15 protein-coding genes are annotated in these 15,613 nt (G+C 28.1%); 2 read left to right on the top strand and 13 right to left on the bottom strand.

Annotation, left to right across the window (positions count from 1 at the left end):
• Positions 1-3 precede the first annotated feature (3 nt).
• The 13 genes from A2J15_RS01870 to lepA all read right to left on the bottom strand — a co-directional run bounded on the left by A2J15_RS01870 (position 4) and on the right by lepA (position 13,469).
• Positions 4-900, bottom strand: coding sequence for a branched-chain amino acid ABC transporter permease (locus A2J15_RS01870; protein WP_066779522.1), 897 nt, complete (start codon positions 898-900; stop codon positions 4-6).
• A gap of 15 nt (positions 901-915) precedes the next feature.
• Positions 916-2,025, bottom strand: coding sequence for an ABC transporter substrate-binding protein (locus A2J15_RS01865; RefSeq protein ID WP_116980471.1), 1,110 nt, complete (start codon positions 2,023-2,025; stop codon positions 916-918).
• Positions 2,026-2,048: 23 nt separating this feature from the next.
• Positions 2,049-3,164, bottom strand: a complete 1,116-nt coding sequence (locus A2J15_RS01860; protein WP_116980470.1) for an ABC transporter substrate-binding protein — start codon at positions 3,162-3,164, stop codon at positions 2,049-2,051.
• A gap of 28 nt (positions 3,165-3,192) precedes the next feature.
• Positions 3,193-3,627: a c-type cytochrome gene (locus A2J15_RS01855; protein ID WP_066778862.1), complete on the bottom strand. Its 435-nt coding sequence runs from the start codon at positions 3,625-3,627 to the stop codon at positions 3,193-3,195.
• Positions 3,628-3,824: 197 nt separating this feature from the next.
• Positions 3,825-4,331 carry a YqhA family protein gene (locus A2J15_RS01850; RefSeq protein ID WP_066778860.1) on the bottom strand — a complete coding sequence of 169 codons (507 nt, stop codon included), beginning with the start codon at positions 4,329-4,331 and terminating at the stop codon, positions 3,825-3,827.
• Between the two features lie 8 nt (positions 4,332-4,339).
• Positions 4,340-5,371 (bottom strand): aspartate-semialdehyde dehydrogenase, encoded by a 1,032-nt coding sequence (locus A2J15_RS01845; protein WP_066778859.1) that lies wholly within the window; start codon positions 5,369-5,371, stop codon positions 4,340-4,342.
• Between the two features lie 3 nt (positions 5,372-5,374).
• The gene (locus A2J15_RS01840; RefSeq protein WP_066778858.1) at positions 5,375-6,670 is read right to left on the bottom strand and encodes a sigma-54-dependent transcriptional regulator; all 1,296 of its coding nucleotides are present in this window, start codon (positions 6,668-6,670) and stop codon (positions 5,375-5,377) included.
• Between the two features lie 56 nt (positions 6,671-6,726).
• Positions 6,727-7,176, bottom strand: a complete 450-nt coding sequence (gene flgQ / locus A2J15_RS01835; protein WP_066778857.1) for a flagellar assembly protein FlgQ — start codon at positions 7,174-7,176, stop codon at positions 6,727-6,729.
• On the bottom strand, positions 7,152-7,667 hold the full coding sequence (gene flgP / locus A2J15_RS01830) for a flagellar assembly lipoprotein FlgP (protein WP_066778855.1): 516 nt from the start codon (positions 7,665-7,667) through the stop codon (positions 7,152-7,154). The genes flgQ and flgP overlap by 25 nt, the downstream gene beginning before the upstream one ends.
• Before the next feature lie 61 nt (positions 7,668-7,728).
• On the bottom strand, positions 7,729-10,329 hold the full coding sequence (gyrA, locus tag A2J15_RS01825) for a DNA topoisomerase (ATP-hydrolyzing) subunit A (protein WP_066778853.1): 2,601 nt from the start codon (positions 10,327-10,329) through the stop codon (positions 7,729-7,731).
• A 40-nt stretch (positions 10,330-10,369) separates the two neighbouring features.
• Positions 10,370-10,945 (bottom strand): ComF family protein, encoded by a 576-nt coding sequence (locus A2J15_RS01820; protein WP_066778851.1) that lies wholly within the window; start codon positions 10,943-10,945, stop codon positions 10,370-10,372.
• Positions 10,942-11,586, bottom strand: coding sequence for an outer membrane lipoprotein MapA (gene mapA, locus A2J15_RS01815; RefSeq protein ID WP_066778849.1), 645 nt, complete (start codon positions 11,584-11,586; stop codon positions 10,942-10,944). Before mapA ends, A2J15_RS01820 begins: the two co-directional genes overlap by 4 nt.
• 86 nt (positions 11,587-11,672) lie before the next feature.
• Entirely contained in the window at positions 11,673-13,469 is a 1,797-nt protein-coding gene (gene lepA / locus A2J15_RS01810; RefSeq protein WP_066778846.1) for a translation elongation factor 4, read from the bottom strand.
• A 122-nt stretch (positions 13,470-13,591) separates the two neighbouring features.
• Between lepA and A2J15_RS01805 the strand changes: the two genes are divergently transcribed.
• The gene (locus tag A2J15_RS01805; RefSeq protein WP_066778844.1) at positions 13,592-14,875 is read left to right on the top strand and encodes a TolC family protein; all 1,284 of its coding nucleotides are present in this window, start codon (positions 13,592-13,594) and stop codon (positions 14,873-14,875) included.
• On the top strand, positions 14,872-15,612 hold the full coding sequence (locus A2J15_RS01800; RefSeq protein ID WP_066778842.1) for an efflux RND transporter periplasmic adaptor subunit: 741 nt from the start codon (positions 14,872-14,874) through the stop codon (positions 15,610-15,612). Before A2J15_RS01805 ends, A2J15_RS01800 begins: the two co-directional genes overlap by 4 nt.
• Position 15,613: the final 1 nt, after the last annotated feature.

The raw sequence follows: 15,613 nt of genomic DNA, 5'->3' as shown, positions 1-15,613 counted from the left end.
ATATCAAAACCTACTCTTTTCAAAATTTATACCCAAAATACCAGTTGGTCTAAACAGTAATATAAAAACTAAAAATATAAAAGCAAAAGCATCTTTAAAACCTGATAAATCTGGAAAAAAAGCTACAACAACAACTTCACTCAATCCTATAATAAATCCACCTAAAACTGCACCTGCTATAGAACCAATACCTCCTAAAACTGCTGCAGCAAAAGCTTTTAATCCAATTAAAGTTCCCATAGTAGGTTCTACTAAGTAATAATTTGCAGCCCAAAAAACGCCTCCAACTGCAGCCAAAGCTGAACCTAAAGCAAAAACTATAGCAATAATACGATTAGCATCAATTCCCATTAAATTAACCGTTTGTATATCAAAAGCCAAAGCACGAATAGCAATACCATATTTACTTTTATATAAAATCCATAACAATATCATTAAAATAATAAAAGTAAGTACAGGCACTATTAAAGAACCATAAGTTGTTATAACTCCACCTAAATTAATACTTTTTTCAAAATAACTAGGCGGTATAAAAGTTTTAGGAGTTGAAGTAAAAAGCATATTAAATGTATTTTGCAAGAAAAAACTAATACCAATAGCTGTAATCAACAAAGAAATTCTAGGTGCTTGTCTTAAAGGCTTATAAGCAATCTTATCTATAGCAATACCTATACAAATAGAAAAAATCATAGCTAAAGATAAAGCACCTAAAAAAAGGATATTTAAGGTACTCATACAAAAAAAAGCTGCATAAGCACCAACCATCATAATATCACCATGAGCAAAATTTATTAATCTTAATACCCCATAAACCATAGTATAACCAACAGCAATGAGGGCATACATACTCCCTAAACTCAATCCATTAACCAGTTGTTGCAAAAATAAAATCAAATCCATAATATTTTTACTTTTTTAAGGATTAATAGTATCTTTATAATGTTGTTTTTGATTTTTAATTTCTTTAATGACAACTGAACGAATAGCATTGCCATTTTCATCAATACTAATTATACCTGAAACACCTTCATAATCTTTAGTTTGATGAATTTTATCATTCACACATTCACTTGTAAGATTATTAATACAAGCATTCATAGCATTAAACATAACAAAATAAGCATCAGCACCCATAGCAGAAAATGCTGGAAGTTCTTTTGTGCCTTTCATTTTTTCATAAACTGCAATAAAATCTTTTCCTAATTGTGTGGTTGGGTTATTATAATCAAAACTATCTGTGAAAATATAACCCTCACTTGCATCTGCAGATAAATTAATAAAACTTTGATCAGCAACACCATCTGCAGAACCCATAGGTGTATTCAAACCTGCAAGTCTTGCTTGTCTAGCAAATAATGAAGCTTCACTATAATAAAGAGGTAAAAAAATAAAATCAGGATTTAAACCTTTAACTTGAGCAATAATTGCTTTAAAATCTTTATCTCCTGAATTAATCCTAAGGGTTTTAAGAATTTTTCCTCCTTGAGACTTAAATTCTTTTTCAAAAGCTTTTGTTAAACCTAAAGAATAATCTGTACTTTGATCAGCAACTATAACAGCACTTTTATATTGAAGTTTTGAAAAAACATATTTTGCCAAAGAAGAACCTTGAAAACTATCCATAAAACATACCCTAGAAGAATATGATTTTTTATCAAGCAATTTATCTCCAGTTGCTGCAGGAGCAATTAAAGGAATCTTATTATCTTCTGCTACACGCATCACTTGCAAAGTATTAGCAGTAACCATTTCCCCTATAAGCCCTATCACTTTATCTTGAGAAACCAAACGACTTGCACCACTTAAAGATTCTAATTTATCTCCTTTAGTATCAATAATAACAAAAGAAACCTTATCTCCATTATTTAAAGTAGACTGCATAGAATTTGCAATTTTAATTCCTTCTAAAGTACTTTGTCCATAAGCAGCAGTAGACCCACTAAGAGGTAAAACAAGACCTATTTTAAGCTCTGCTGCATTCAAACTTAAACTCAAAATACTTGCTAAAATTAAACTTTTTTTCATTAACTTTCCTTTTATTTTAATTATTATGGATTTATAATTGTTTTATAATGTTGTTTTTGATTTTTAATTTCTTTAATGACAACTGAACGAATAGCATTGCCATTTTCATCAATACTAATTATACCTGAAACACCTTCATAATCTTTAGTTTGATGAATTTTATCATTCACACATTCACTTGTAAGATTATTAATACAAGCATTCATAGCATTAAACATAACAAAATAAGCATCAGCACCCATAGCAGAAAATGCTGGAAGTTCTTTTGTGCCTTTCATTTTTTCATAAACTGCAATAAAATCTTTTCCTAATTGTGTGGTTGGGTTATTATAATCAAAACTATCTGTGAAAATAACTCCATCAACAGCCTTTCCACCAAGTTCAATAAAAGTTTGATTATTTACCCCATCTCCAGCTGTTAAAAGCTTATCAAAGCCTATTTGTCTAGCTTGTCTTGCAATCAAAGCTGCTTCAGGATGATAAATAGGCATATAAACAAAATCAGGATTTAAGCTTTTAAGTTGTGATGCAATAGCTCTAAAATCTTTATCCCCTGAATTAATAATAAGTTTTTTTATAATCGTTCCTTTATAAGCTTTAAAAGAATTTTCAAAAGCCCGTGCCAAACCCAAAGAGTAAACATTGCTTTGATCCATAATAATCACAGCATTTTTAAGACCTAAATATTTAAGAACATAAATAGCAAATTTGTCTCCTTGAAAACTATCTTTAAAACAAACCCTACTTGCATATTTTTTCTTATCTAAAAGTTTATCTCCTGAAGCCACTGGGGCAATAAGAGGAATTTTCTTTTCTTCAGCTATAGAAATAGCTTGAATAGTATTTGGAGTAGTTGCTTCTCCAATAATACCTAAAACCTTATCTGCTGCTATTAAACGATTAACCCCACTTGCAGTTTCTAATTTATCACCTTTAGTATCTATAGTGATGAGTTTAAGTGTATCACCATTTGATAATGTTGGATTTAATTTATTTGCTAATTCAATTCCATTAAAAAGATCTTGACCATAAGCTGCTACAGTTCCACTTAAAGGTAGAACTACCCCTATATGAATATCTTTAGCAAATAAATAATTTGTTAAAGATAAAATACTTAATACTAAAACAATTTTTTTCATATTATTCCTTTAATTATAATTTTATATCCTATTTTAAAAAAGTATTGTGTTTTGTTTTTTGCGCAGGCTCTTCTTCAAGAAGATCTTGTACTTGTAAATCAAGTGCAAAATTTTCACCCTTAATATAAGCAATAATATAATCCATATCATCATGACTTAATTTTCTAGCATAAAAAGCCATTTGAGAAGACCTTGTAGAAGTACTACTATCAAGAGTATAAGATATTAAAGCTGCTTTAATATCTTGAGCAGACATATCTTGCAAAACTCTAGATCCTGCAAGACTTTTTTCACCCTTATCACCATGACAAGTATTGCATTTATTTTTAAAATATATAGTTTGTGCTTTTTGTATATCATATTGTTTATTTGCATCAAAAGTATAGGTAAACAATGATTTTAAATTGATACCAAAAAGTGCAACAATTAAAATTGAAGTGATAAAAAAACAACGTATAAACATAAATTAACCCTCATTATAGAATAATTTTTTATTTTTATCTAAAAATTATTCTTTTATATTATAAAAAACAATGGTTTTTTTTCTTTAAAATATAAAGAAAATAAAAGATAAAACATATTTAATTTATCTTTATTAAAAATATTTTTCATTAATTTAAATCATTAAGAAAAAATTATATCAAAAAAATATAATCCTTACTAGTGACCACCCTTATGTAAAAAATAAAGCCCTATACAAAGCGCTAAAATAGATCCAGCTAAAAAAGACATATCTACAGGGGTCGTAAATTTCATTTGCAAAACCCTTTGAAAAAAATTGACTACTAAAACCATGATAATCACTTTAGCAAGTTTATCTTTTAATTGGTCTAAACTATGAACTTCCAAAACCTTACTTTGTTTAGTATGCTTAAATTCTTCTATCTCACTAATAAAAAGTTCATAAACACCGAAAGAAAAAATAAATAAAACTAAAGCCATTAAATAAAGATCAACAGCTCCTATGATTAAAGCTACAACATCTTCATGTAAATCAACACTTGAGTTAATATTAAAAAAATAATTACTAGTATAAAATATAACTTTTAAAACATCATAGCTTGCAATCAAGAACAAAACAAAAGATCCAATCAAACCAAAAATTACGGGTAAAATTGTAACAATACGGCTTCTAACAAGCAAAGCTTCAAATATTTTTTCTAACATTTTTCTTCCTACTTATTTTCTATTTCTAACCATTTTTGAGCAATACGTACAGCATTAGTTGCCGCACCCACGCGAATTTGATCAGCCACACACCAAAGATGCAGTATTTTTTTATCATATATATCAACACGTATTCTTCCCACATAAGTTTCATTTGTATCACTTGTTATTAAAGGCATGGGATATTTTTTATTTTTAGGCTCATCTATAATAACTATATTTGGAGCTTGTTCTAAAATTTCACGCACTTTTTTTACATCAAGTTCTTTTTCAAAATGCATAGTTATAGCTTCACTATGACTTCTTAAAACAGGTACTCTAACACAAGTAGCTGAAATTTGTAAATTTTTATGTAAAATTTTTTGAGTTTCATTAATCATCTTTAATTCTTCTTTAGTATAGTTATTTCCCATAAAAACATCAATTTGTGGAATAAGATTAAGAGCTAAAGTATGAGGGAAAGCTTGAGCTTTAAATTCATCAAGTTTAAAAGCAAAAAAACTCTGCATAGCATCAACTAATTCTTGCATACCCTTTTTTCCTGCACCACTTGCTGCTTGATAAGTGCTAACATCAACACGTTTTAAACCAAATCTATCGTCTAAGGGTTTTAAAACTTGTACCATTTGTATAGTAGAACAATTTGGATTGGCAATAATCCCTCTTTTTTTCCATTCTTTAATATCATTAGCATTACACTCAGGGACAACTAAAGGTATATCCTTTTCCATTCTAAAATGACTTGTATTATCAATCACTAAAGCCCCTGACTTTACAGCAAATTTAGCATATTTTTCACTTATATCACCTCCAGCACTAAAAAATGCAATATCAACAGGGTTTTTTTCAAAAATATTTTCTGTAAGTTCTTTTATTTTATAAATTTTTCCTTTAAACTCAATATCATTACCTGCACTTTTTATACTTGCTAAAGGTAAAATACTTTCTACAGGAAAATTTAATTCATCTAAAACATTTAAAAGTTCTTCACCAACAGCGCCTGTAGCACCTACAATCGCTATTTTTTGTTTTTTTGGCATTATTTATTCCTTTATTTGATATTTCTTTATTTTTTGATTTAAAATTTTTATATCCATACCTAAAATTTCACAAGCTTGAATTTTATCATAATTTACACTTGATAATATTTCACAAATTAATTCTTTTTCCAAATTTTTAATATCTTTTTTAACACTTCTAGCCTCTAAAAATAAATCTTCTTTGGAAATTTCACAAGCTTGACTTAAAATGCAAGCTCTTTGCACCACAGAAATCAATTCTCTAATATTTCCTGGAAAATCATATTCAAGTAAAGCATTTTTAGCATCCTCATTTAAAAATTTTTCTTCAAAGTCGTATTCTTTACAAGTATTCTCTAAAACTTTTTGAGCTATACCTAAAATTTCTTCCTTGCGCTCTCTTAAAGGAGGTATATGAATAGGAATAGTATTTAAACGATAATACAAATCTGAACGAAACTCACCTTTTTTAATTTTTTCATCCAAATTAGCATTTGTAGCACTTACAATTCTCACATCTATTTTAATACCTTTTGTGCTTCCAAGTCTTGTAATTTCTTTTTCTTGCAAGACTCTTAAAAGTTTTGCTTGAATTTCATAAGGCATTTCACCAATTTCATCTAAAAACAAAGTCCCTTCATGCGCCATTTCAAAAAGACCTATTTTAGTCGTATTAGCATCAGTAAAAGCACCTTTTTCAAAACCAAATAATTCACTTTCTATTAAATTTGCAGGAATAGCTGCCATATTAATAGCAACAAAAGGTTTATTAGCACGTTTAGAATGTGCATGAATATAACGTGAAAAAACTTCTTTTCCTACACCACTTTCTCCAAAAAACATAACAGAAGCATCTGTTTTAGAAACTTTTTGACTCAAATTTAAAATTTTTTCCAAGCCAGGAGAATTCGCAAAAAAAGATTTATTATCTTCTTTTTCCTTTTTTTTATTTTTTTTATTAGCTGTTTTTTCTTGTATAATTTTAGCTCTTTTAATAGCTTCAACCAAAGTATTAATATCAAAAGGCTTAGTTAAAAAGTCTTTCACCCCTAAACGAATTGCCTCAATAGCACGGTTTAATGTAGCATTACCTGTCATAATAATAAAATCATATTTATTTTCACAAGCTTTAACAAATTCTATACCATCAATACCTGGCATATTAATATCTGTGATAATTAAATCTGTATTTTCATCTATTTTTTTTAAAGCTTCGGTAGCTGATTTATAAGATTTAATATTAAATTCTTCATATTCTGATAAAGCAATTTCTAAAGATTTACGCATATTAATATCATCTTCTACAATAACTAAATTCATCCTAAACCTTTTAAAAATTTTCAAGTATCATATCTAATTTGGGCTTAATTTTGAATTTACCTTTTTTTAAGATAATAAATCATTGCACCTTGCTCGCCAAATTCAACTATAAATCTTAAAGGTAGAATTTTAACATAAGTTTCACTTTGGGCCTGCAATAAATTAGCATTTATAATATCTTTAACACTAATTTTAGCACTTATAAAACAATCGCTAAGTTCATCTATATGAGAATTTAAAAAATTAAATTTAATAGTTTTTGGCATTAAATCATCAATCATACCTAAAGAAGTACGCGGTAGGTTTTTTAAATCCATATCACTATAAGCAATTTCACAAACCCATTGTGTTGTAATATCTTCACTCTTTGTCATCGCTAAGGATAGATTTTGTTTTTGATAAAAAAGTATAAAATTTTTGCTAGAAAGTTCTGCCCAAAAAATAAATTCATCTTGGGCAAAAAGTTTAAAGCTAAAAAATATTAATAAGCAAATAATTCTTTCCACTTGTCTGCATCAATTTTAAGCTCTAGATTAATTCTATAAAGCCCTTGATTAAAATTTTCATCAATAATACTAGCATTTTTAATCAAACCATTTACTTGCGCAGTAATAGTTGAACTTCTAAGCATAGCATCTTTTACCGTATCTTTACCATTTACTTTCACCCCATAAAGTTTACTAGCTAATTGCCTATACGCATCTGTAATTGCTGCTCTTTTAGCTAATGCTAAAGCTTGTGCACTAGAAACAGTATTTAATGGAGCAATACCTTCTCCAACCGCAGTAAAACTAATCTCAGCTTCATTAAAATCTGGAGATAACATTTTTTCTTCTTTAATGATATTACGTACATCATCTTTATCAACTTTTTGTACAATAATATCTTGAGATGGAGTTGTACTAGCTGAACTTGAATTTTTATTTGCATTGTTTGCACTTGGCACACAACCAGCAAAAACTCCTGCTACTACTAAAACAAAATAAATTTTTTTCATTTTTACACCTTCAAAATATTGTAATTTATCATTTTAAAAGCAATAAGTGTTCCAATTTATATTATTCTAAATTTAAGCTAAAATCTTCTTCACTCAAATCTTGCTCATCATTTTCTTCTTTAGGACATTTAGCAATACTAACAACTTCATCATTTTCAACATTAACCACTATAACACCACTGGTATTACGTCCTGCTTTTCTAATGCTTTGCATATCTACACGTATCATTTTTCCAGAACTTGTAAGTGCCATTAAATCCATTGTTTCATCTACGATTACAACACTAATAAGATCTTTAGTTTTTTCTGTAAGCTTCATGCAAATTACACCTTTTCCTCCACGACTTTGTAATCTATATTCACCTGCATTTGTACGCTTTCCTATGCCTTTTGCACTAATACTTAAAATTTCTTGCTCATCATTTTCTATTACAACTGCGCCTACTAATTCATCATCTTTTTCTTTAAATTTAATAGCTGTTACTCCACGACTTACACGACCAATTTGACGTACTTTTACAAGTGGAAATTTAATACACATACCTTTTTTAGTAACTGCAAAAAGCATTTTTCCCTTTAAATTTGATTCATCATTTTCTAAATTGCTTACATCCATTAATTCAATTTCTTGATTTTCTAATTCTTGATTTTCTAAATTATCTTCATTTCTAATAAAAACTTCACTTTCATCTTTTTGAACAATAATAGCAGTAACTAATTCATCATTTTCATCAAGATTTATCGCTTTTACACCCACACTCCTAATATTTTGATATTCACTTAAATTTGTACGCTTAATTAAACCATTTTTAGTAAAGAAACATAAAGATTTACTTTCATCAAAATCCGTTGTTGGGATAATAGCCATAATTTTTTCTTCTGCTTGCAAATTAATAAGATTAACTACTGCTTTACCTTTAGCCGTTCTTGATCCTTCGGGAATTTTATAAACTTTTAACCAGTAAAGCTGACCACGATCTGTTACAAACATTAAAGTATCATGAGTATTTGCTGTAAAGAAATTTTCTATAAAATCATCATCATAAGTTGTAACAGCCAATTTCCCCTTACCACCACGTTTTTGTTTTTCATATTGTTTACTAGGCACACGCTTAATATAACCACGATGTGTAATAGTTACAACCATATTTTCATTAGGAATCAAATCTTCAATATCTATATCATCATAATCATCTTCTATTTGAGTTATTCGAGGAACATCAAATTTAAGCCTTATTTCTTTTAACTCTTCACGAATAAGATCCTCAAGCAATTGTTCACTTTTTAAAATTTCTTCAAGTCTTGCAATTTCTTTCATAAGTTCTGCAAGCTCATTTTCAATTTTTTCTCTTTCAAGTCCTGTCAAACGCCCTAATTTCATATCTAAAATAGCATTAGCTTGAAGTTCACTTAATTGAAATGTTTCCATTAAACCCTCACGCGCTTTGTTATTATCTAGACTATTTTTAATAAGAGCAATAACCTCATCTATATTATCAAGCGCAATTTTAAGCCCTTCTAAAATATGTACTCTTGTTCGTGCTTTTTGAAGTTCAAAAATTGTCCTTCTAATAATAACAGTTTTTCTATGGGTTAAAAAAAGATTTAAAAGCTCTAATAAAGAAAAAATTCTAGGTTCTTTATTAGAAATAGCAAGCATAATAACACCAAAAGTACTTTCCATAGTAGTAGATTTAAATAAATTGTTTAACACAATCTCACTCATTGCTTCACGTTTTAATTCTATAACAACACGAATTCCTTCTTTATTGCTTTCATCTCTTACTTCTGCAATACCTTCAATTTGTTTTTCTTTTACAAGATCTGCAATTTGCTCTATAAGTCTTGCTTTATTAGTTTGATAAGGAAGTTCATCAATAACTATTACATCTTTATTTGTCTTTTTCTCAATATGAGTTTTAGCGCGTATTTTTACACGACCACGCCCTGTACGATAAGCTTCTATAATACCTTTTTTACCATAAATAATTCCACCCGTAGGAAAATCAGGACCTTTAATAAATTGCATTAAATTTTCTAAACTTGCATCTTTATTATCAAGCAAATATAAAAGCGCATCAATTAATTCATTTAAACTGTGCGGAGGAATATTAGTAGCCATACCAACGGCTATACCGCTTGATCCATTAAGCAATAAATTAGGAATTCTAGAAGGCAAAACATCAGGTTCACTCTCTGATCCATCATAATTAGGAACAAAATCAACTGTATCTTTATCTATATCTTTTAAAAGTTCATGAGAAAGCTTACTCATTTTAGCTTCGGTATAACGCATAGCTGCAGCACTATCACCATCTATAGATCCAAAATTTCCTTGCCCTGTTATACTTGGATATCTCATAGAAAAATCTTGAGCCATTCTTACTAAAGCATCATAAACTGCTGTATCTCCGTGCGGATGATAACGTCCTATAACAGCACCCACTATACGAGCTGATTTGACAAAATCTGTTCTACTTTTTGTTTCATCATTTTGCATAGCGTATAAAATTCTTCTATGTACAGGTTTTAAACCATCTCTTGCATCAGGCAAAGCACGCCCTATAATAACACTCATAGAATAATCTAAATAGCTACTTTTTATAGAATTTTCTATATCTATAAGTTCAATATCAGAATCTTTATTAAAAATATTTTCCATGAAAATCCTTCTATTAGTTCAAACTTTTGATTATAACACATTAAACTTTTGCATCAGCTAAAACAAGAGCAAAAAGTACAGAAATTTTATTTTTCTCCAAAACTTCTTTAGCTTCTAAAATACTTGATCCTGTAGTAACAATATCATCAACCAAAATAACAGGATGGTAAAGAGTTTTTAAAAGTTTATAATTTCTTTTATTTTTTTGACGGAATTCTAAATTTTTACCAGAATACTTAACCTTGTTTTGAGCTTTTAACACATTAAATATAGGTTTTATAAATCGATTTTGAAGACTTTTTGCTAAAATAGCAGAATGTGAATAAAGCATATTTTCAACTTTATCATCTAAAGCAATAGCATTAATGTGTATTTGCGGATTAAAAAAATTTTTAAATTGAGCAAAACTAAGCTTTGCAAGTGTTTTATAAATAAAATAACCATGAAAATAATGTTTAGAATGAAGCAAATGTTGTATTTCATGGTATTTATAAAAAGAATAAACTTTAAAATTATTTTCTAATTTTCTTACACCTAAAGAAAATTCACCAAGTTCTGCGATACACAAATCACAAAAACCTAGTAGAGCAAAAGCTCCACAATTAAAACATTTCAAAGATCAGAAATTAAACTTGCGGCCTTATTTGCCATTTGTTTTATTAATAAATGAGTATAAAAGGTTATTTCTTTTAAATCATTAAAACCCTGGACTTCTTGTTTGGTACGAATGGTAAATTTTTTGTTTTTATTAATATCGCTAACGTGTAAAACTCCAACAAGTCTTGAATGCAAACCTATTGCATCTTCTAATGCATTATAGGAAACTAAATTTAAATCAATCTTACTTACATAAGGAGAATCTTGCTCATTATTATCAAGCACTATTATGCCTCTAGCCTCTAACTCCTGTTTTAAGTATACATAAAATACCGCATTAAAATTAACATCGACTAATAACTTTTTTCCTTTTACGTTTAAAACCTTTTGATTTTCTTTTAAATCATAAAATCTATGCAAATAAACTTTTTTTAAAGCTACTCCAGTGTCTAAAGTGCGTTTATTAGCACAACATCGAATTCCTATATCACTAATATATAAAAGCCCTTTAATCTTTGCTTCAAAACCTTCAAGACTCTCACAAGGAACACATTGAGTTTTTTTAGCAATTTGATTAACTTGACTAAAAGTATCTTGTTTACTTGCGCAAGCATTCAAAAACAAAATCGACATTGCAAAAATAAAAATTTTTTTCAACACTTTTCTCTCCTTAAAAAATTATTTTAATAATTTTTCTAAATTGTATTTAAAATATAAACAAATTTCAAGCCCTATTTTAAAACCATCTAGTCTATCTTTAATATACTTAAAAAAGCCTCTTGAGGCAAACTAACCTTACCTATAGCTTTCATTCTTTTTTTACCTTCTTTTTGCTTCTCTAAAAGTTTTCTTTTTCTAGTAATATCTCCTCCATAACATTTAGCAGTTACATTTTTACCCATAGATTTAACCGTTTCTCTTGCTATAATTTTATTACCAATACTTGCTTGAATAGCCACTTCAAAAAGTTGTCTAGGTACAATTTCTTTCATGATGCTCACTAATTCTCTTCCCTTACTTAAAGCTTTTTGATTAGGTACAATAATACTTAAAGCATCAACATTTTCTCCAGCTACCTTAATATCGAGTTTAACCAAATCTCCCTCGCGAAATTCAATAGGCTCATAATCAAAACTTGCATAGCCTTTTGTTAAAGACTTTAATTTATCATAAAAATCCATAACTATTTCATTTAAAGGTACATCATATTCTAATAAAACACGCTTAGGTGTAATATAATCCATTTTTACTTGCATTCCCCTTTTACGATTTAAAAGGGTGATTAAATTCCCTAAAAATTCGCTAGGAGTTATAATGGTTGCTTTTACATAAGGCTCTTTAATATAAGCTATTTTATTTATGGGAGGAAGTTCACTAGGATTTTGAATTTTAACAAGCTCTCCATCTGTTTGATAAATCTCATAGGTTACAGTAGGAGCTGTGGCAATTAAATCAAGGTTAAATTCTCTTTCAAGCCTTTCTTTAATCACTTCCATATGTAAAAGTCCTAAAAATCCAACCCTAAAACCAAAACCCAAAGCTAAAGAAGTTTCAGGCTCATAAGTAATAGAACTATCATTAAGTTTTAATTTATCTAAAGCATCTCTTAAATCTTCAAATTTATCTGTTTCTATAGGATAAAGACCTGCAAACACAAAAGCTTTAGCTTTTTCAAAACCTTCTATAGGGAATTTGGCCTTATTTTTCACTAAAGTAATAGTATCACCTACTTGCACATCACCCACAGTTTTAAGTCCTAAAACCACAACACCCACTTCACCTGAACGTAAATTTGAAGTTTTAATAGGGTTTAAAGGATGAGGATAAAAAAGATCTTGAACTATATGTTTTTTTTCCGTACTCATTATTAAAACTTCATCATTTTTAGCAATTTGACCTTCATAAATTCTAACTAAAGCTAAAGCCCCTAAATAATTATCAAACCAAGAATCATAAATTAAAGCCTTACTTGGAGCCTTATCATCGGTTTTAGGAGCAGGAATTTTAGTAATAATAGCTTCTATAAGTTCTTTAATGCCTACACCTGTTTTAGCACTCACACAAATACTATCTTTTGGATCTATGCCAATAATATGTTTAATTTCATGTTTTACTTTTTCTATATCAGCATTAGGCAAATCAATTTTATTAATTACTGGAATAATTTCAAGATTATTCTTAAGTGCAATATAAACATTAGCAATAGTTTGAGCTTCAACTCCTTGACTAGCATCAACTACAAGCAAAGCTCCTTCACAACTTGCTAAAGAACGACTTACCTCATAAGAAAAATCCACATGACCTGGAGTATCAATAAGATTTAAAACAAAATTTTCATTATTTAATTTATAGTTTAAACGCACAGATTGTGCTTTTATAGTAATACCACGCTCTTTTTCTATATCCATAGTATCCATAACTTGTGAACTCATTTGTCTATCACTAATAGCCCCACATTCACTTATAATTTTATCTGCAAGAGTAGATTTTCCATGATCTATATGGGCTATAATAGAAAAATTTCTAATATTTTTAACTGACAAAATATCATCCTAAATAAAAATTTTTAAAATTCTAACCAAATTTACGTTTAAAATAAATTAAATTTTACTTTATACAAGAAACTTCAAAGAAAATTTATATAAAGCATAATAAAATACTCTTTATGTTTGAAAAATATTTAATTTTTATGCAAAAAGTTATTTTTTTAATCCATTTACCTTTATTATCTTTTGCCTCAAATTTACAAGAATTTATAATCTTGAGTCAAAATAATGAACAATACCTCATTAAGCAAATGCAAAACGAACAAGCCTATATCACAAAAAATCAAAATTTTAAAAACTACCTACCAAGCCTTAGTTTAACTTCAGCCTACATAGCAAATAATAAAGACCGTTTTATTACAGATCCACAAGAAAGTTTATTTGCACAATTTTCTCTTCATTTTTTACTTTTTGATGGAGGAGCAAGGGAAGCTCATTTAAAATCCTTAGAAATCAAAGAGAAGTTAAGCTTTTTAGATAAAGAACAAAGCAAAAATTATCTTGCTTTAAATGCCATAACGCTTTATTTTAACACCTTGAGTCTTGAAAAAATTTTACTTGCAAATCAACAAAAGGTAGAATTGCTAAAATCAAATTTTGAAAGATTGCAAAAATTTTATAATGCAGGATTAAGCTCTAAAGAAGAATTAGAAAGTATTAAATCTAAATATCATTTAAGCTTATTAGAATTAAGTCAAAAAGAATTGCAACTTGCCTACATACAAAAAGAAATTCAAATCTTAAGCAATACCGATTTTCATCCCAAAGGTAATGCCTTTTTACAAAATCCCCATGAAGAAAAAAATCAAAATTATGAAATATTAATGGCAAAAGAACATATTAATCTTGCTAAAGAAGGAGTAAAATTAGCTAGAGCACAATATTTTCCAAAATTTTACATACAAAATAATTTTACCTTTTATAAAAACAACCATAATCCAAAAATTCCGCAACCTTATACTAATTTAGCCGATGAATTTTTAAAACAATATTCTCAAAATAATCAGTTTATCATAGCCATGGAATGGAAAATTTTTGATTTTAATGCCAGAAGTCAAGAAGTAGAAAAAAATCGCTTAAATGTACAAATAGCTCATGCTAATGCAAGACTTAATGAAAGAAAAAATAAACAAGAATTAATTTTTATTGATAAAAATCTAAAAGTTTTAATACAACAAATCCATGCTCTTAAGATAAGCTTAAATGCTGCTAATTTAGCTTTTGAAAGTATAAATAAAAAATACCAAACAGGTCTTGTTTCTTACATAGAGTACTTACAAGCATTAGAACTTAAATTTAAAGCACAAAGCGATCTAGAATTAGCAAAAAATGAATTTGAAATCGCTAAAGCAAATTATTATTTTAATCTAGGTATAAATCTTAATTTAAAGGTTAAAGAATGAAAATAATTTTATTTTTATTATTCACTTTTAATCTTGCTTTTAGTGAAACAATTTATGCAAGTTTTAATGTAGAAGCTTTAAAACATAGTAAATTAAGTCTTGAAAGCATAGGATTAGTCGATAAAATTTTTGTCAATATAGGTCAAAAAGTTAAAAAAGGAGAACTTTTACTTATTCTTAATCAAGAGAATGAAAAAATTGCCCTTGAAAATGCACAAAATGCCTATAAAATTGCCCTTGAAAAATATAAAAACATTCAAAGTAAAATGCAAAAAATACAAGCTGTTAAAAATGTAATAGATAAGCAAAGTTATGAAAATATGCAAACTGAATTTAATACTGCAAATTTAAATTTAATCGCAGCAAAAATTAATATAGCACATTATAAAAATATCTTAGAAAAAAAAGAACTTCGCGCCCCTTATGATGCTATTGTTGCAAATAAATTTATACAAGTTGGTGAAGGAGTTAGTGGGGTTGCTCAACCCTTAATAGAAATTTTTTCTTATCCTCAAAATAAACTTGTTTTAAGTTTTGATGAAAAATACAAAAACAAAGTCAAAATAGCAGATGAATTTTTATATAAAATCGATCAAAATCAAACACAGTATAAAGGAAAAATCTCCCTGATTTATCCTAGTATAGAAATAAAAACAAGAAAAATTTATGCTGAAGTTGAAACTCAAAATTTAACACCTGGGCTTTTTGGCGAAGGTAGTATTATTACTAAAGATTAAA

It is taken from the genome of Campylobacter hepaticus, from assembly GCF_001687475.2.
GTDB lineage: Bacteria > Campylobacterota > Campylobacteria > Campylobacterales > Campylobacteraceae > Campylobacter_D > Campylobacter_D hepaticus.
Note: the sequence above shows the minus strand (reverse complement) of the source record. Positions and strands in the feature narration are given on the sequence as shown.